The sequence below is a fragment of the Roseovarius sp. M141 genome, assembly GCF_024355225.1.
Classification (GTDB): domain Bacteria; phylum Pseudomonadota; class Alphaproteobacteria; order Rhodobacterales; family Rhodobacteraceae; genus Roseovarius.
Genome location: NZ_VCNH01000008.1, coordinates 1206368 through 1223463 on the forward strand (window position 1 = coordinate 1206368; position 17096 = coordinate 1223463).

At 61.4% G+C, this 17096-nt stretch carries 18 protein-coding genes, 1 tRNA gene and 2 pseudogenes; 3 read left to right on the plus strand and 18 right to left on the minus strand.

From position 1 onward, the window contains the following. Positions 1-109: 109 nt before the first annotated feature. The 18 genes and pseudogenes from FGD77_RS09925 to speB all read right to left on the minus strand — a co-directional run bounded on the left by FGD77_RS09925 (position 110) and on the right by speB (position 14487). A complete protein-coding gene (locus FGD77_RS09925; protein ID WP_255009068.1) occupies positions 110-1747 on the minus strand; it encodes an acyl-CoA synthetase in 1638 nt (545 codons plus the stop codon). A gap of 4 nt (positions 1748-1751) precedes the next feature. Beyond that, positions 1752-2552 (minus strand): enoyl-CoA hydratase, encoded by an 801-nt coding sequence (locus tag FGD77_RS09930; protein WP_255009070.1) that lies wholly within the window; start codon positions 2550-2552, stop codon positions 1752-1754. Positions 2553-2574: 22 nt separating this feature from the next. Continuing rightward, positions 2575-3024, minus strand: a complete 450-nt coding sequence (locus FGD77_RS09935; protein WP_255014172.1) for an OsmC family protein — start codon at positions 3022-3024, stop codon at positions 2575-2577. 29 nt (positions 3025-3053) lie between these two features. Beyond that, a pseudogene (locus FGD77_RS09940) lies at positions 3054-3903 on the minus strand (glycine cleavage T C-terminal barrel domain-containing protein); the annotation flags it as partial. A gap of 225 nt (positions 3904-4128) precedes the next feature. After that, positions 4129-4329, minus strand: a complete 201-nt coding sequence (locus FGD77_RS09945; RefSeq protein WP_255009072.1) for an Lrp/AsnC family transcriptional regulator — start codon at positions 4327-4329, stop codon at positions 4129-4131. A 510-nt stretch (positions 4330-4839) separates the two neighbouring features. Beyond that, positions 4840-4968, minus strand: a pseudogene (locus tag FGD77_RS09950) (transposase domain-containing protein); the annotation flags it as partial. A gap of 215 nt (positions 4969-5183) precedes the next feature. Continuing rightward, entirely contained in the window at positions 5184-5489 is a 306-nt protein-coding gene (gene tnpB, locus FGD77_RS09955; RefSeq protein WP_255014173.1) for an IS66 family insertion sequence element accessory protein TnpB, read from the minus strand. An 11-nt stretch (positions 5490-5500) separates the two neighbouring features. After that, positions 5501-5842 (minus strand): transposase, encoded by a 342-nt coding sequence (locus tag FGD77_RS09960; RefSeq protein WP_255009073.1) that lies wholly within the window; start codon positions 5840-5842, stop codon positions 5501-5503. A 188-nt stretch (positions 5843-6030) separates the two neighbouring features. Next, positions 6031-6106: transfer RNA gene (locus tag FGD77_RS09965), tRNA-Thr, on the minus strand. A 209-nt stretch (positions 6107-6315) separates the two neighbouring features. Further along, positions 6316-7197, minus strand: coding sequence for an amino acid ABC transporter permease (locus FGD77_RS09970; RefSeq protein WP_255009074.1), 882 nt, complete (start codon positions 7195-7197; stop codon positions 6316-6318). Positions 7198-7199: 2 nt separating this feature from the next. Further along, positions 7200-8036 (minus strand): transporter substrate-binding domain-containing protein, encoded by an 837-nt coding sequence (locus tag FGD77_RS09975; protein WP_255009079.1) that lies wholly within the window; start codon positions 8034-8036, stop codon positions 7200-7202. Positions 8037-8060: 24 nt separating this feature from the next. After that, complete coding sequence (locus FGD77_RS09980; protein ID WP_255009081.1) at positions 8061-8852, minus strand: amino acid ABC transporter permease; 792 nt, start codon at positions 8850-8852, stop codon at positions 8061-8063. Continuing rightward, on the minus strand, positions 8849-9592 hold the full coding sequence (locus FGD77_RS09985; protein WP_255009083.1) for an amino acid ABC transporter ATP-binding protein: 744 nt from the start codon (positions 9590-9592) through the stop codon (positions 8849-8851). The genes FGD77_RS09980 and FGD77_RS09985 overlap by 4 nt, the downstream gene beginning before the upstream one ends. A gap of 82 nt (positions 9593-9674) precedes the next feature. Next, on the minus strand, positions 9675-10463 hold the full coding sequence (locus FGD77_RS09990; RefSeq protein ID WP_255009086.1) for an ABC transporter permease: 789 nt from the start codon (positions 10461-10463) through the stop codon (positions 9675-9677). Continuing rightward, entirely contained in the window at positions 10460-11302 is an 843-nt protein-coding gene (locus FGD77_RS09995) for an ABC transporter permease (protein WP_255009088.1), read from the minus strand. The genes FGD77_RS09990 and FGD77_RS09995 overlap by 4 nt, the downstream gene beginning before the upstream one ends. Positions 11303-11312: 10 nt before the next feature. Further along, on the minus strand, positions 11313-12371 hold the full coding sequence (locus FGD77_RS10000) for an ABC transporter ATP-binding protein (protein WP_255009091.1): 1059 nt from the start codon (positions 12369-12371) through the stop codon (positions 11313-11315). A gap of 56 nt (positions 12372-12427) precedes the next feature. Next, positions 12428-13507, minus strand: coding sequence for a PotD/PotF family extracellular solute-binding protein (locus FGD77_RS10005; protein ID WP_255009095.1), 1080 nt, complete (start codon positions 13505-13507; stop codon positions 12428-12430). A gap of 26 nt (positions 13508-13533) precedes the next feature. Then, the gene (speB, locus tag FGD77_RS10010) at positions 13534-14487 is read right to left on the minus strand and encodes an agmatinase (protein WP_255009097.1); all 954 of its coding nucleotides are present in this window, start codon (positions 14485-14487) and stop codon (positions 13534-13536) included. Positions 14488-14654: 167 nt separating this feature from the next. On the opposite strand from speB, the gene FGD77_RS10015 reads away from it, so the two are divergent. The 3 genes from FGD77_RS10015 (at position 14655) to yajC (ending at position 17050) form a co-directional block, all read left to right on the plus strand. Beyond that, positions 14655-15695 carry an alcohol dehydrogenase catalytic domain-containing protein gene (locus FGD77_RS10015; protein WP_255009099.1) on the plus strand — a complete coding sequence of 347 codons (1041 nt, stop codon included), beginning with the start codon at positions 14655-14657 and terminating at the stop codon, positions 15693-15695. A gap of 11 nt (positions 15696-15706) precedes the next feature. Continuing rightward, positions 15707-16513, plus strand: a complete 807-nt coding sequence (locus FGD77_RS10020) for a carbon-nitrogen hydrolase family protein (RefSeq protein ID WP_255009102.1) — start codon at positions 15707-15709, stop codon at positions 16511-16513. Between the two features lie 234 nt (positions 16514-16747). Beyond that, positions 16748-17050, plus strand: a complete 303-nt coding sequence (gene yajC / locus FGD77_RS10025) for a preprotein translocase subunit YajC (protein ID WP_255009105.1) — start codon at positions 16748-16750, stop codon at positions 17048-17050. The last annotated feature ends 46 nt before the right edge of the window (positions 17051-17096 follow it).

Sequence of the window (17096 nt, forward strand, 5' to 3'; positions counted from 1 at the left end):
ATCTTCGATCTTCCACCGGTTGGCGATAAACCACCGGCCTCCCGCCGGTCCGCGAATGTCAAAGCGTGCAATTTCACACCACCCGGAGGGCTGGCAGAGCGTGATAAAATCAGCTTGCCGCAATTTCCCTTGCTTGGTCACGCAGGAGGAATTTTTGAATCTTTCCGGTCGACGTTCTTGGAATGGGCATGAAGATGAACCGGCCCGGAACCTTGAATGGCGCAAGATGCTCGCGACACCACAGCCGAAGCATTTCGGCATCCGCATGCTGACCGGCGGCAAGCTCGATAAAGGCACAGGGCGTTTCGCCCCACTTGTCATGCGGCATTGCAACGACAGCGGCAACGCCGACCGCCGGGTGCCGGTACAGCGCTTCCTCGACTTCGAGAGAGGAAATATTTTCCCCGCCCGAGATGATGATGTCCTTGGCCCTGTCCTTTAGCTGGATGTAGCCATCGGGATGTATGACGCCCAGATCGCCAGAGTGGAACCAGCCACCTTCGAATACCTGCTGCGTTGCCTCGGCGTTGCGAAAATAGCCCTTCATCACAACATTTCCGCGAAACATGACCTCACCCATGGTTTTGCCGTCTCTCGGTACAGGGGTCATCGTCTCAGGGTCCAGAACGTCTAGCTGCTCCAGCGGCAGATAGCGCACACCCTGACGGGATTTGAGCACGGCCTGCTGGGTCGGGGGCAGATCGGACCAGGCGTCATGCCAGTCATTTGCTACCGAAGGGCCGTATGTTTCGGTCAGCCCATAAAGATGGGTCACGTCAAAGCCCGCGGTTTTCATGTCCGCCAACAGCGTTTCGGGCGGGGGGGCCGCGGCTGTGAAGAACTGCACGGTGTGATCGAGATCGCGTTTGACGGCATCCGGCGCCGAAATCATCAGCGACATGACGATGGGAGCCCCGCAAAGATGTGTCACGGCCTCGTCGGCCATCGCATTCCAGATCTGCTCGGCGCGTACTTGCCTCAGGCAAACATGAGTGCCGATGACAGCGGACATCGTCCACGGGAAACACCAGCCGTTGCAATGAAACATCGGCAAGGTCCACAGATAGACCGCGTGTTTTTGCATTGAGGAGACCAACGCATTTCCCTGCGCCAGCAGGTAAGCCCCCCGATGATGCGATACCACGCCCTTGGGGTTGCCGGTCGTGCCGGACGTGTAGTTGATCGAGATCGCGTCCCACTCGTCCTCGGGCATCAGCCAGGCGAAATCCGGATCTCCGCCGGACAGGAATGCCTCGTAATCGGTTGCTTCGACATGTATTTGTGGACCGGTAAACTCCGGGTCATCGTATTGGATCAAAACCGGTTTCACCGAAGCGAGCGCCAGCGCCTCTTGCATCAGGGGCATGAACTCGCGGTCGACGATCACAATCTTGGACGTCGCGTGGTCCAGCTGAAACGCGATTATGGAAGCGTCCAGACGGGTGTTGACCGAATGCAGGACGCCGCCGCACATCGGCACGCCGTAGTGGCACTCCAGCATCGCAGGCGTGTTCGCCAACAGGGCCGATACCGTATCGCCACGTCCGATGTCGTGCTGAGCCAAGGCCGAGGCCAGTTGCCGCGACCGCCTGTAGAACGCGGCATAGTTGCGCCGCAGAGCGCCATGGACAATTGCGATGTGGTCGGGAAAAACACTGGCGGCACGGTCCAGAAAGGTGAGCGGCGTAAGGGGCTGATAATTCGCAGGATTGCGGTCCAGATCTGTGTTGTATGGGTTCGTTTCCATCGGCTCAGGCGTCCTGCCACCGGGGCGCACGTTTTTCGATGAAGGCGCCGATGCCCTCTTCGGCATCCCGGGCGAGCATGTTTTCGACCATCACGCCGGAGGCGAAATCATAGGCCTCAGGCAGGCTCATCTCGCGTTGCACATAAAATGCACGCTTTCCGATGGCGAGGGTCATGCTGGATTTGGACGCGATCTTGCGGGCCATCTCCATCGTGGCATCTTGCAGCAACTCCGGGGCGACGGCCCGGTTGATCAGCCCGATTTCTGCTGCGCGGCCCGCCGATGTCATGTCGCCGGTCAGCAGCATTTCCATCGCGTGCTTGCCCGCCACGTTACGCGACAGGGCCACCATCGGGGTAGAGCAGAACAGGCCGATATGAACACCCGGCGTACTGAATTGCGCCGTGTCCGCCGCAATGGCCAGATCGCAACTGGCCACCAGCTGACAGCCCGCGGCCGTCGCTACCCCCGTGATCTCGGCAATGACGGGTTTGGGGCAATTCACGATCCCCTGCATGACGCCGGAACACTGCGCCATAACCTTTGTGAAATAGGCCCTTCCACCATCAGGGCCCGCCCGTCCGGCGGTCATTTCCTTCAGGTTGTGGCCCGCACAAAAGGCCGGTCCGTTTGCTGCCAGAATGATAACGCGCACCGCTGCGTCAGACCCGGCGTCGGCAAAGGCGGCGTCCAGCTCTGCCAGCATCGCTTCGGACAGTGCATTGCGCCGCCCGATGTCATTCAAGGTCAGACGCAAGATGCCGTCGTCATCCAGATCACGCAGCAGAATATTGCCATTTTGCAAGGGTCACATCCTTCTTTGGAGTTTACAGAACGTTGATTTCCACATTGTCAGAAAGCGTGTCGGCGATAAAGCAATAGCGATGCGCGCGGTTCTGCATCTTTTCCAGCTCGGTCGCGTTGATGGCAAAGACTGCATCAAACCGCACCACCGAATGCAGGTCAATGCGGGTCACCGACATCTGACCCTTGGGGTTCGCGCCCAGATGGGCGACGCCATGATCGTGATAGTTGGCCAAGGGCCAACCGGCTTTGGCAGCCAGCGCAAGAAACGTCATCATGTGACAGCTGGACAGGGCCGCTGCGAGGGCCTGTTCGGGATTGGCATTGGCGGGATCACCGCCCCAATCCGGGGCGGCGTCCACCTGGACATCATAGCTGTCATTGTACTGCATGGAATGTACGTTCGAGTACTGGCCCGTGTGCAGCGCGGGTTCTGCGCGCTGCCAGTGCAGTTTGATCGATAGGTCGGCTATTTGGCAGGTCCCTGTTTTGGCCGTGGCGCTTATGCGGCGGCGATTGCCTTTCGGGGATCGTAGAACGGACGCTCCGTGACGGTGGCGCGGCGCGGGCTGAATTGGTCATGACGTCGGCTTTCATGCCGATCACCGCGCCCTCCACCGACACCATGGCCAGGGCGATGTTTTGCTCCAGGCGCGGCGAATAGACAGCAGAGGTGACCTTGCCGATGGCGGCCTCACCCTTGGTTCTGTCTCAGAAAGTCGTGTTTGGCCCCGTCAAAGCAGCGCCGTCGATGATCAAGCCGACCTGTTTGCGGCTCACCCCTTGCTGCTAAAATCGGCCTCCATATCAGGGTTCACGAGTCGGTCAAAACCAAGTTCGTAGGGGGTCGTGTTGATATCCGCATCGGCATGATAGGACAGCATGCCGCCTTCGATGCGACGGATCGAAGACGTGTGGCCGGGTTTCAGGCCAAAAGGCTCCCCCGCTGCCATGATCTTTTCCCACAGTTCGTCGCCGCGCGATCCGTCGCGCAGGTAGATCTCATAGCCCAGTTCGCTGGACCAGCCGGTGCGCGACACGATGAGCGCAATGCCGTCAAGTTCAACCTCGCGCGGCCAGTAACAGCGTAGATCCATGATGCCGCCACCGAACAGCGCCTGCATGATCTCGCCCGTTTTGGGGCCCTGCAATTGCAACGGCGGCACATCCGGCTCGCGGTTTGTGACATCAAGGCCGGAATGTACGGCCACGCCCTGCGCCCAAAGCAGGACATCGCCGTCTGCGAGCGAAATCCAGAAGTGGTTTTCCGCCAATCGCAGCAGGACCGGGTCATTCAGAATACCGCCCGTTGCATTGGTGATCAGGATGAATTTACACTGTCCGACTGCCATCTGCCTGCGTCATGATTTTCGCCCTTGTTAGTCGGCAGCCGGACCGGTCGCGGGGGGTGAACATTGCCCTGTTGCTACCCTGGGATACCGAATGACGGCGGACTGAAAAAAGGCCGTTCCAAGACTGAACAGACCATTTTGCGACGTCACTCAGCCCGTTTGGGCGCGCCTTGCTACCTGCTTTGCAAGGTTAGGCCGGGCGCTCTTGATGCTGCGGGTCATGATTTATGTCATGTATCGATCAATTCCGCGTTCGGCATGATAGCCCCGAATGAAACCAGCGGCCTTCAATTTGTCCAGACGGGCCCGGCAAGGTGTCGCAGAGATATTGGCGATCTCGGCCAGCTTGGTTTTGCTTAGTGGGCCATGCTGCTGAACTGCGCTGAGGATACGAATATCCGTCGCATCAAGGCCAACCCTTTTCATTCGTACGAAACTTTAATTGCGTCTCATCGGTACCATGGACAAAGCGAGCCGCTGCTTGCCCCCGAAAGCAATCTTGGTGCGCAAATCCCGAGCCGGTGATCAATTTTGCGACCACTTCCACCGCATCCGCGTCGGCACCCCGTCGGCCCAAGCTCCAGCAGGGCGCTGTGGCCAACCCACGTCTTATGTGATGATGTCAGCACGGCTGCTGCAATTGTGTATTCTGAAAGTCAGCTCTTTGCCGGTTTCACGGGGGGCATAGTTGCTGCGCAAGTCTGCTTTCCTGAAGGGTTGATGCGGATGCGGTGGAAGTGGTCGCCGCGCTTCGCGAATGATTTCCCGGTCGAACTACGGGGAGACCCCAGGCTTCATCGACGCACTTCCAGCACAGTGGCAAATACCGTGGCCTGCCTGATGACGCATCGCTGCGGATGAGAAATTTCCTTCTCAGGTCGAACCCTGACTCACTGATCCGACGGAACATCGTATTCGCTTCATTGATACCGCAGCTTATGCGGCTTGACTGTCGGTTGCGGAGACCCGCGGCGCCCAGGTCCACGGTAGCAATTCATCAGGCCTGTTGATTTTGTGATCATGTATGCGTGCGAGAACCTTAGCGAGGTAGGTCTGTGGGTCGAGGTGTTCAGCTTGGCGTCCTCTGCCTGCAACGCCGCGATCATCCGCTGCCCGGCAGCGCATGCTTGGATGCGCGAGAGGGGGCAGGTTTGTGGCAGGTTTTGACACGCGCCTGGCGACCAAAAATCAGGCTCAAGAACCATATAATTAACGTAAACCCGGATGTAAAATCACCCCACGCGCGCGGGCGGCGCCCCAGTCCGGGCGCCACCAGTCGCTCACTTGCTGGTCGGCAGCCGATTGCGAAGCAATTTGCCGAGAGGGGTCCAGAGCATCGCAAGCTGTGCTGAGGTCGTTCGCATCGCCCCGTCCTTGGCGCTCGGCCACGGAAATGATCCCGGCTCGAGGACTTTGTAATAAGGGCAAAACCCTTGGCTATCCCAATAGAGCAGCATGATCCGATCCCCGCGTCGCCCCCGGAATGCAAACACTGCGCCACTGGCGGACTTTTGCCGCAGCACATCCTGGGCAAGTGCCGCCAATCCAGCGATCCCTTTCCTCATATCCGTAACCCCACAGGCCAGTTAAGGGCCGATCATGCGGCTTCCACCGCACGGATCAAGGATGTCAGCGCGGTCGGGTCTATTGTGCGATCAAAATGCAGACAGCGGCCGCACCGTAAGCGCAATTCAATCGCACTCGGTGTCGGAGTTTCAGCGACTGTGGGCTGCGTCACCGCGACCGGTATATCTAAAGGAAAAAACAACACCCCGGCATTGGGCGACCACAGGCCCTTCTTCTTGAGATCCTGCCGCCAGGCATAAATTTGTTGCCGCGTGACCGTCACGCCGCCGATGCCCACCGCCATGACAATCTTGAGCTTGTCCTCGTCGCGCCAGAAGCGCCGTCGCTTGACCCCAAGAGTTTCGCCGCGCATCGCAGACCCCGCATAAGATACGTCGCTAAGGACGTCGTTAAACACGTGTCTTAGATCAAAGCCCCGGCGTCAGGCAGGCAGTGCCAACGGAGTGATTACGGACCATCATCGCGAAGAGTCTCACCCAGCGGAAAGAGGATGCTGTGAATCCCGAAAAGGGGATGGTGTGACTGACACGCAGCTGGAAATGGTGCCGCACAAGGGATTCGAACCCCTGACCTCCGCATTACGAATGCGATGCTCTACCAGCTGAGCTAGTGCGGCGCTGGCATCATGTCCTAAATCGCAAGGTTTCATAGGTCAACAGGATGTTGCAAGACCAGCCGGATCTGGTGGGATCAACAGGAACGGCTGAAGCTGTTCTTTCGGATTGGTGGTGAATGGAAAATGACGCCTATCAGCAGCACAACTTTATCCCGAAAGAGCCGATGGCTTTGCACGGCAGGGAGTTTGTGATGCTGATCTTGGTAAATTTACAGCCTGCGTTCCAGCCACCTGAACAGTAGGGACAGCCCGAAACACAGCAGGAAATAGAGCGCGGCGGTGGTGATCCAAGCTTCGAAGATCAGCCGGGTCGAGGCGACCAGTTCGACTGTTTTGTAGGTGAGATCCTGAACCGAAATCAGCGAGATGATGGAGCTGTCCTTGATCAGGCTGATGAACTGGTTTGCCATGGGGGGCGTCACCTTGCGCATCGCCTGCGGCAGGATGATGTACCGCATTTCCTGAAGCGGACCCATGCCGATGGCGCGCGCGGCCTCGCGCTGGCCCCTGGGGGTGGACTGGATGCCGGCGCGCACGATTTCACCGACAAAGGCGCTCTCAAACAGGGCCAGGACGATGACGCCCGAGATCAGCGACGGAAAGCGGCGCATGTCGCCGAAAAAGAATTCCCAGGTACCAGCGTTATCGCCGCGGGCGATGCCCCGCGCCCAAGAGTTCAGGTCCAGCGCGTCGATCAGCTGTTGGGACAGGAAAAAGAAAAAGATGAAGATGATGACGACGGGCGGGATATTGCGTAAAAGCTCCATGTAGGTGCGCGCCAGCAGTCGCACCGTCAGGTTCTGCGCGCAGCGCGCGATGCCCAGCAGGGTGCCCAGCACCAGCGCCAGAACGCTGGCATAGATGCTGATGCGGATCGTCGTGAACAGCCCCTGAAGCAACAGGTTGGCGAACCACTCGCCCCGGTCTTCGCGCCAGCGCAGGATGTAATCGGGGATCAGGTGCCAGCGCCATTCATAGCTGAGCGTGCCCTCAATGGTCAGCGCGACATAGCCGATCCCCGCCGCCAGAACGGCGAGGATCAGCAGGTCGGGCCAGCGCAGGTTTCGCAAGATCGAGGGCGCGCGAGGCATTTTTATTCAGCGACTTCAGACTGCCAGTCGTCGCCCTTGAACCAATAATCGTTCCGTTCTTTCAGCCAGCCCGAGGCCGTGCGCGCGGCGATCCAGTTGTTGAAGAAATTCAGCGCATCGGGATCGCCCTTGCGCAGCGCGAACCCTTCGCCGGTGGCAAGGAACGTCCGATCGAACGGCACGTGCAGCTTCTCGGGGTAACGGCGCGCCTCGATGGACGGTGCCGGTTCGGCGAACATGGTGGCGTGGGCGTTGCCGTTCAGCACCTCCTGAACGGCGGCGGCTTCCTCGTCAAACAGCAGCAGCTGCGCCTCGGGGAACAGCGTGGCGATCACCGTGGCGGGGGTGGCGCCGCGCCGCGCCGAGAAAATGATATCGGGGGTGTTGTACTCCTCCAGCGCAAGCCCGTCGGTCATAGGCTTGTTCGCCAGAATAGTCTGGCCCGAAAACGCGTAGGGGTCACTGAAATTCACCGTCAGGTTCCGCTCGGGGGTGATCGACATGCCGGAAATGATGACGTCGAAATTGCCCGACACCAACTGCGGGATGATGCCATCCCACGCGGTCGGGATGAATTCGACGTCGACGCCCATATCCACGGCCAGCGCGCGGCCCACGTCCAGTTCGAACCCGATCAGTTCGCCGTTCTTGTCGCGCATGGACCACGGCGCGAACACTGACAGGCCGACGCGCAGGACGCCGTCCTGCTTGATCGTCTCGATCACGGATTCGCGGGCCAGCGATTGCGTTGCCGATTGCGCCAGCGCGGGTTGGATTGTGCTGGTGGTCGCGGCGAAGGCCAGGCCCAGCAGCAGGGCCTTTCTACGGGTGGTCGACATATGGGAAATCTCCTGAAATCCGTATCAGTTGGGATTGAACCGCCGCTCCAGCGCCGAGACGCCGAAGGACAGGACGAGGGTCAGTGCAAGGTATACGGCGGCAACTGTAAACCAGATCTCAAAACTCATGTAAGTGTCCGCGATGATATTGCGGCCCACGGTGGTCAGCTCGGCCACCGCGATCACGCTGACGATGGCCGAGGATTTGATCAGGTGCACTGCCTCACCGGTCAGGGGCGGCAGCATGAAGCGCACCGATTGCGGGATGATGATATAGCGCAGCGCCTGCGCGCGCGACATGCCTATGGCATCTGCCGCCTCCCACTGGCCGCTTGCGACCGAGTTGATGCCGGCGCGGAAAATCTCGGAAATCAGCGCCGAATGGAACACCGCCAGCGTCAGGATCGCCGCGCTCCACCGGGTCAGACCAAAGATCGGGCCGAGGACGTAGTAAAACAGGTAAAGCAGCACCAGAAGCGGGATGTTGCGGATCAGTTCCAGATAGATCACGGACACGCCCTTGCCGACGATCAGCCCCGACATGCGCAGGATCGCGACCGCCGCGCCCAACAGCGTGGCCAGCACGAAGGCCGCCGCCGACAGCCGGATCGACGCCCATAGCCCGATCAGGATCTCGCCCGGCTGAAATCCGTCATCGGTCAGCGTGTAGATGTATTTCGGCACGCGGTACCATTGCCAGTTATAGCCCATTTTCTGCGCGCCCGCATAGGAGGCCCAGACGATCCCTGCCATGATCGCCCCATAGAGCGCGACGGCAACCACCGGCACGTTCAGGATGCGGCGCAGGCGTCTCAATGTCCGAGGATCTGATTAAGGAACAGTTTCGCGCGGTCGGTTTGGGGGGTGCTGAAGAAGATGTCCGGCGGCGAAACCTCGACGATGCGGCCCGACTCCATGAACACCATGCGGTCGGCCACCTTGCGCGCGAACCCCATCTCATGCGTGACGACAACCATTGTCATACCGCTCTCAGCCAGATCGATCATGACGTCCAGCACCTCGCCGATCATTTCGGGGTCCAGCGCCGATGTCGGTTCGTCAAACAGCATCACGCGCGGCTCCATGCACAGCGCGCGGGCGATGGCGACGCGCTGCTGCTGTCCGCCTGACAGCTGGTCGGGGCGCTTGTCTGCCTGCTCGGGGATGCGCACGCGCTCCAGATACTTGCGCGCCAGGGCCTCGGCCCTGGCGCGGGGCAGGCCGCGCACCTTGCGCGGGCCGATGGTCAGGTTCTCCAGCACCGTCAGATGCGGAAACAGGTTGAACTGTTGAAACACCATGCCGACATCCTGCCGCAGCTGGCGGATATGCGGCGCGTCTGCCGACATCTCGCGCCCGTCAACCGTCAGCGTGCCGCTGTCATGCGTCTCAAGCCCGTTAAAGCAGCGGATCAGCGTCGATTTGCCCGACCCCGAAGGGCCGCAGACAACGACACGCTCGCCAAGGTTGACGGTCAGGCTGACATCGCTGAGCGCCTGAAAGCCGTTGAACTGCTTGCCGATATGATGCGCCTCGATGACGGGCTGCTGCGTCATGGTGATATTGTCCCTACCCCGGTCCGGGACAGATAGAGCGTTCTGCCCCGAGACAACAGCCATGGGGCGAAACATGTCGCGTTCAGTCCATCGCGCCCAATATGCGCGCCAGATTGCTGAACCGTGCAATCAGCGAAAAGACGGTAATATTCACCAGCAGGAACAGCACCGCAATCGACGCGATCACCGGGGTGTAGCCATAGCGCAGCGCGTTGAAGATCTTGACCGGCAGCGTTTCGACCGTGAACCCGACGGTCATCAGGGCGATGATGTATTCGTTCAGGCTGAGCACGAAGCAAAAGGCGAACCCGGCCAGCGCGAAGGGGGCGGCGATGGGAACGATCACGGTGCGGAACACCGTCCAGCCAGACGCACCCATGGTCTGCGCGGCCTCGATCAGCGCCTTGTCGATACTCTCCAACCCCAGCGAGATCGTCACCAGAGGCAGCGCCAGCAGGAAGATCGCATGCGCGATGATGACGTTTGCCATCAGCCCGTTGACGCCCACGCTGGAAAAGAACAGCAAAAACGCCAGCGCCATGATGACCGGCGGCAGGATGAACGGCGCAATTCCCAGCGCGAACAGCGCGCGGGCATAGCGCAGCCCGTAGCGCCATGCGGCATAGGCCACCGGCACCGCGATGGCTGTCGACAGCAACGCCGAGGCCAGCGCGATGGTCAGCGAATTCATCAAAGCGGCGAACCAGTCCGCCTCGACGAAAATCGCTGCATACCAGCGCAGCGAAAAGCCGCGCGGCGGAAAGGCCAGGAATTTCTGCGCGTTGAACGATACCGCCGTAATGACGATGATCGGCCCGATCAGGTACAGCGCGAAGAGGGCCATGTAGATGCGGCGCAGTGCGGTTATCATGCCTCCGCCCTCCGGCCCAGCCACGACACCAGCGCGATGACGCTGGCGCTCAGCGCCAGCAGCACCACCGCCAGCGCCGAGGCGAAGGGCATGTTGAAGTTGAAGATCGCCTGATCGGTGATCAGCACCGACAGCGTCCAATGCTGCGGTCGGCCCAGCACCTGCGGCACGATGATCGCGCCCAATGTCAGCACGAACACCGTCACGGCGCCGGAAATGATGGCAGGGCGCGTCACCGGAATGACCACGGTGAAAAATGTACGGACGGGCGAGGCGCCCAGCGTGCGCGCGGCCTCCAGCAGGCTGCGGTCCATGCGGCTGAGTGCCGGAAACAGCAGCAGCACTGAAAACGGCACGGTGAGGTAGACCAGCGCCGCGATCACCGCCCCGGCGGAGGGCGCCATGGAGAAAGAGCGTTCGACAATGCCGAGCATCTCCAGGATGTTGCCGACGCCCGATGTGCGCGACAGCAGGATCTGCCAGCTAAAGGCGATCAGCACCTCGGACAGCGACAATTGCGCAAGGATATAGATCAGCCACAGATCCTGCGCGCGGCGTTTGAACGTCGTCAGGAAGTAGGTGAACGGGAACGCGATGGCCATGCTGATCGCCGCGATCAGCGCGCAGAGGCCCGCCGAGAATAGGGCGCGTTCGATATAGAACCACGTTGCGAAACGCTGGAAATGTTGCAGATCGAACCCCAGCCGGAAATCTGCATCATCGGCGGGGCTGGACACGCTGACCATCAGGATCAGCGCGAACGGGATGGCAAAGAAAACGCCGATCATCACCGAGGATGGGATCAGCGCGACGTAGCGGGACAGTGATGAATTGCGCATCCGGTCCCCCCTATGGCGCCAGAACGCTACACGCGTCCTTTGGCATTTCGACATGGACCTCCTGCCCGATCTTGACGTCCGGCCAGTCCTTGGGCGTGAGGACCGAAATCACCTCGTGCCCGTCGCAATCGACAAGGATCTCGATGGTCGCGCCGATGTCGCGCACGAAAGTGACGCGGCCCTCGACCGCGTTCGGCGGGGTGGCGTCGCTGGCGGAGCGCACGAAAACAGCTTCGGGACGGGTCATCAGAACCACCTCGTCGCCAGCAGTGAACCCTTGGGCGTTGGTGCCGATATGCAGCACCGCATCGCCTACCTGAGCCGTATCCGCGCCGGTCATGCGGGCGGGCAGCAGGTTCGACGTGCCGATGAAATCGGCGACAAAGCGGTTGGTGGGCGATTTGTAGATCTGCATCGGCGTGCCCGCTTGCAGCACCTTGGCCTTGCCCATGACGACGATCGTGTCGGCCATCGTCATCGCCTCGGTCTGGTCATGGGTGACGACGACGGTGGTAATGCCCAGATCCTGCTGCAATTTGCGCAATTCGATCTGCATCGCCTCGCGCAGGTTGGCATCCAGCGCCGACATCGGCTCGTCCAGCAGAAAAATCTGCGGGTTCAGTGCCAGCGCGCGGGCGATGGCGACCCTCTGGCGCTGACCGCCCGATAGCTGGGAAATGCGGCGATCCGCCATGCCGGGCAGGTGCATCATGTCCAGCAGTTCGCGCGCCCGATCCTCGCGCTCGGACCGGGAATGGCCACGGATGCGCATGGAGTATGTGATATTTTCGCCCACCGTCAGATGGGGGAAAAGGGCAAAGGATTGAAACACCATGCCGATTTCGCGCTGGTGTACCGGCACTTGCGTCAGGTCGCGCCCGTTCATGGAAATGCTGCCTGTCGTCGGCTCTTCCAACCCTGCGATCATCCGCAAAAGGGTCGTCTTGCCGCAGCCGGACGGCCCGAGAAAGCAGATCATCTCGCCCTCGGTGAAGGTCAGGTTGACGTTCTCGACGGCGGTAATGGTGCCGAATTTCTTGGTGACGCCGTCGATGATCAGGCCTGTCATTCATGTATCCTTGTCTTGCGGCGGCCCGTCCCGGGTGGGACGGGCCAGAATTGGCCTTAGCCCGCGATCATCTGGTTCCAGCGGTCCGAGATGAAATCGCCATGCTCACCATACATCTCATAGCGGGGCACGATAGGCTCGATATTGCTGGAAACTGCGGCCAGTTCCTCGGCCGATAGGTCAGTCAGCGACGGGTCGATCACCGGCGCGGTGCCGAGATTGCGCGCCAGTGTCGCCTGCGTTTCGGGCTTGCACATGTAGTTCAGGAATTCGGCTGTCTTTGCGTCGGCGTCCGCGAATTCCGGCACGACCCAATAGCCACTGTCCAGTATGCCGCCTTCCTTGGGGAAGGTCGACACCACGGGGAAACCATCGGCAGCCGCCAGCCCGGCGACGTCGTGATAATACTGGCCCATCGGGATTTCGCCCTGTTGCAGGGCCTGCTGGAAGCTGCCCTCGTCCTTGTACCAAAGGCGCACGTTGGGGACGACCTCGGACAGCTTGTTAAAAACCTGCTCGATGCCCTCTTTCGTCGCCAGAATATCGGTGCCGTCGAAGAACGTCGTCGCCGTCACCTCCAGCAGGAAGGAGTTGGTGGCAAGGCCCAGAAGGCCGATCTGATCCTCGTACTGGCTGTCCCACAGGGCGGTCCAGCTGGTTGGCGCCTCGGGGATCACGTCGGAGTTTGTGCACAGCGTAATGTACCACGACACGCCGCCGACACCGTACAGGCCGCCGTCGCCGTAGCTGTCCTTGAACCGGTCATTGAGGTTGGCGAGGTTGGGGATGTTCGCGGCGTCGATCGTCTTGAACACCTTCTGCTTGGCGCCTTCGCGGCGCGGCGTGCCGGCCATCAGGCCGACATCGGCAGGCGCGGTTTTCGCGCGGGCGGCGTTCTTGATCTGCACCAGCCAGGTTTCGCCTGTGGGAACGGCGAGGGATTCGACCTCGATCCCCGTCGCCTCGGTAAAGCCGGGGTAGATATGCTTGCTGAAGCTTTCTTCGAAAAAGCCGCCATAGGTGCCCACGCGCAACGGGCCGTCGGCGGCGCGCAGGATAGACGGTGCGGCCAGCGTGGCGGCCCCGGTTGCGGCAGCCGTGCCCAGAAAGCGGCGGCGTGTCAGGTGGTTGGTCATTTCAGTCTCTCCCTTGGTTTTTTATATCAGGCCCAGACGCGTGGCAGGACGCAGAGCATTTCATACAGCAGATTCGCGCCGATCATCGCGGTGGCGCCGCTGGTGTCGTATTGCGGCGAAACCTCGACCAGATCCCCGCCGACAAGGTTCAGACCCTTGCATCCCCGCACGATTTCCAGCGCCTGAATGGTGGTCAGCCCGCCGATTTCCATCGTACCGGTGCCCGGCGCGATGGAGGGGTCCAGACTGTCGATATCGTAGGTCAGATAGCAGGGGGTATCGCCGATCTGGCTGCGGATCTGCGCCATCAGGGGCGTCATGGATTTGTGCCAGCATTCCTCCGCCTGCACCACGGTAAAGCCCTGCTCGCGGCCCCAGTCGAAATCGCCGGGCGCGTAGCCTGTGCCGCGCAGGCCGATCTGGAATACCTTGTCGTTCAGCAGCAATCCATCCTCGACCGCGCGGCGAAAGGGGGTGCCGTGGGCGATCTTTTCGCCGAACATCTCGTCATTGGTGTCGGAATGGGCGTCGATATGGATCAGGGCGACAGGCCCGTGTTTTTTAACGATGCTGCGCAGGACCGGGTAGGTCAGCGTATGATCGCCGCCCAGCGTCAGCGGCACGACATCATGTTTCAAGACCTCGTCATAGGCGGCGGTGATGATATCCACCGTCTTTTTCAGATCAAACGTGTTGATCGCCACATCGCCGATATCGGCCACCTGCATTTTCGCGAACGGACCGGCGCCGGTGGCCATGTTGTAGGGGCGCATCATCGCGCTTTCGGCGCGGATGGCGCGGGGACCGTGGCGCGTGCCGGTGCGGTTGGACGTGCCGATATCCATCGGGATGCCGACAAAGCACGCATCCAGCCCTTCGGCTGTGGGCTGCTGGGGCAGGCGCATCATTGTGCCACCGCCGCCAAAGCGCGGCATGTCATTGCCGCCCAGCGGTTGGTTGAACTGGTTCGCGTTGCTCATGGGTGATTCCCTCTGGCCGTGATGGGCGTGAAGCGCGCAGTCTAAGGCATTGTGCGCCGGAGATGTATATGCGGGCGCTGATTTTTATCGTTGCAATCCACCACTTTCGCTCTGCCTGTCCAGCGCATAGCATGAGGATGAACCGGCCCTGCCAAAGGAAAACCGCCATGACCGATACGCTCCCCCTGACGATGAAGGCCGCCATTTGCCCCGCCCCCGGTGCCGCACTGGAGATTCGCGAGGTGGCGACACCCACCCCCGGCGCCGGGCAGGTTCTGGTGCGGCTGGAGACATGCGGCGTCTGCCATTCCGACCTGCATCTGCGCGACGGGCAGGAAAACCTGCCCGATGAATTTTATCCCCTGATCCTGGGCCACGAGGGAATCGGCCGTGTCGTGCAGGTCGGCCCCGGCACCAGAAACGCTCCGGCCATCGGCACGCGCATTGGTCTGCCGTGGATTTATGACACCTGCCTGACCTGCAAACCTTGCCGGACCGGGCACGAGGTGCTGTGCCCGGACAACACCGCGCGCGGCGTGCAGAAACACGGTGCCTTTGCCGAATATGCGCTGTGTCCGGCTGATTTCGCCGTCGAAATCCCGGACGGGATTGACCCGCTGCACGGGGCGCCGTTGCTCTGTGCCGGACTGACCGCATGGTCGGCGCTGCGCAAGACCAAGGTCGAGGGGGGCACGAACGTGTTGATCCTCGGCGCTGGTGGGCTGGGCCAATATGCCATCCTCATCGCCAAGACGCGCGGCGCGCGTGTCATTGTGGTGGACCGCGATCCGGCCAAGTTGGAGACGGCGAAACGGCTGGGTGCCGACGTGACCGTTCCGGCGGGCGCGGGCGCGGGCGCGGCGATCAAGGAGGCAGGCGGCGCCGACGTCACGCTCAATTTCGCGCCCAGCCCGGTGATCTGGGACACGATCGAGGCTGCGGCCAATCCGATGAGCGATATCGTCGCCATTGCCATGGTTCATGATCCGATGCCGCTGTCGATGATGTGGCTGATCGACGGCGGGCACCGCGTGTTCGGCTCTTCCGTGGGCAGCCGTCAGGAGCTGTCCGATTTTCTGGCCTTTGCCGCCGCGCACCCGCTGAAGGTAGAGGTGCAGCCCATCGCGCTGGACGATGTGAACGCCGCGCTGGATGCGCTGAAGGCGGGCGAGGTGGCCGGGCGGCTGTGCATTGATTTCGCACGCTGAAAGGGACCACCATGACCAGGATCGCCGTTTTCCAGATGTCTGCCGCCATCGACCCCGATCATCGGCTTGCCCGGATCGTCGACGCCATGCAAGAGGCTGCGGGCAAGGGGGCCAGACTGTTGATTGCGCCCGAACTGGCGCTGTCGGGCTATGGGCGAGGGCCTGCATTCAACCGCGAGGCGCAGACGGCGGATGGCGCATGGGTGCGCGCGCTGGGCGTGGCGGCCGCCCGGCATGGCATCGGCGTCATCGCCGGATTTCCCGAGGCGGCGGGCGATACCCGCTATATCAGCGCCGTGATGATCGACGCCGCCGGGCCGGACGCGCCTGTGATTTATCGCAAGGGGTGCCTGTACGGACCCTATGAGAAACGCCACTTCACTGCCGCCGGTCCCACGACCGTTATCGCAGAGATCGCGGGGCTGAAGGTGGGCTGCCTCATCTGCTATGACGTGGAATTTCCCGAGAACGTGCGCCGCCTCGCGCTGGCGGGCGCCGATCTGGTGGCGGTCCCGACCGCCCTGCCCAACGGCGCGCCTGCCGAATTCATCGCGCGCCACATCATTCCCGTTCGCGCCTTCGAAAACCAGATTTTCGTGGCCTATGCGGATAATGCGGACAGCGAGGGCGATTTCACCTATCAGGGGCTGTCGTCCATTGTCGCGCCTGATGGCAGCGTGCTGGCGGCGGCGGGTGAGGGCGGCGATGCTCTGATCTATGCCGATCTGCGCCCCGGTGACTATGCCCGGTCGCGCGCAGGGAATCCCTATCTGAAGGATGCGCAGCGTCAGCGCCTGATCCAGGCCAGCACGGCGTAGGCGGTGCCCTAAGATGCCGCCCTGCGCGCGGTTTGCGGGATCCGCGCGTGTCCCAGCCCGGATAGGCAAGCCCGCGAATACGTCACTATTGGTCAGCCTGATTCATAAAACGCAGGCGCCCCATACCGGCCTCGCTGCGTTGCACGCATTTTCGCGCCTTGCAAATAGGGCTGCACGCCCATAGGTTCCGCAAAATTCGCGGGGATCCCCCCGCCGTCAACAGGAGTATCCCACATGGAAGGCGGATCCGCGTTCGCGCAGTTCATTCCCCTCATTCTGATCTTTGCGATCATGTATTTCCTTCTGATCCGTCCCCAGCAGCGCAAGCTGAAGACGCACCGCGCCATGGTGGAAAACCTGCGCCGCGGCGATCAGGTGATCACGCAGGGCGGCCTGATCGGCAAGGTGTCCAAGGTCAAGGACGACGACGAGATCGAGGTCGAGCTGGCCGCGAACATCAAAGTGCGCGTCGTCAAGTCGACCGTCGCACAGGTCGTCTCAAAGACCGAGCCAGCGGCCGACGCGCCCAAGGCCTGATCCCGGGCCCAAGGGCCGATATAACGCCAGCACTGCACAAAAGGCG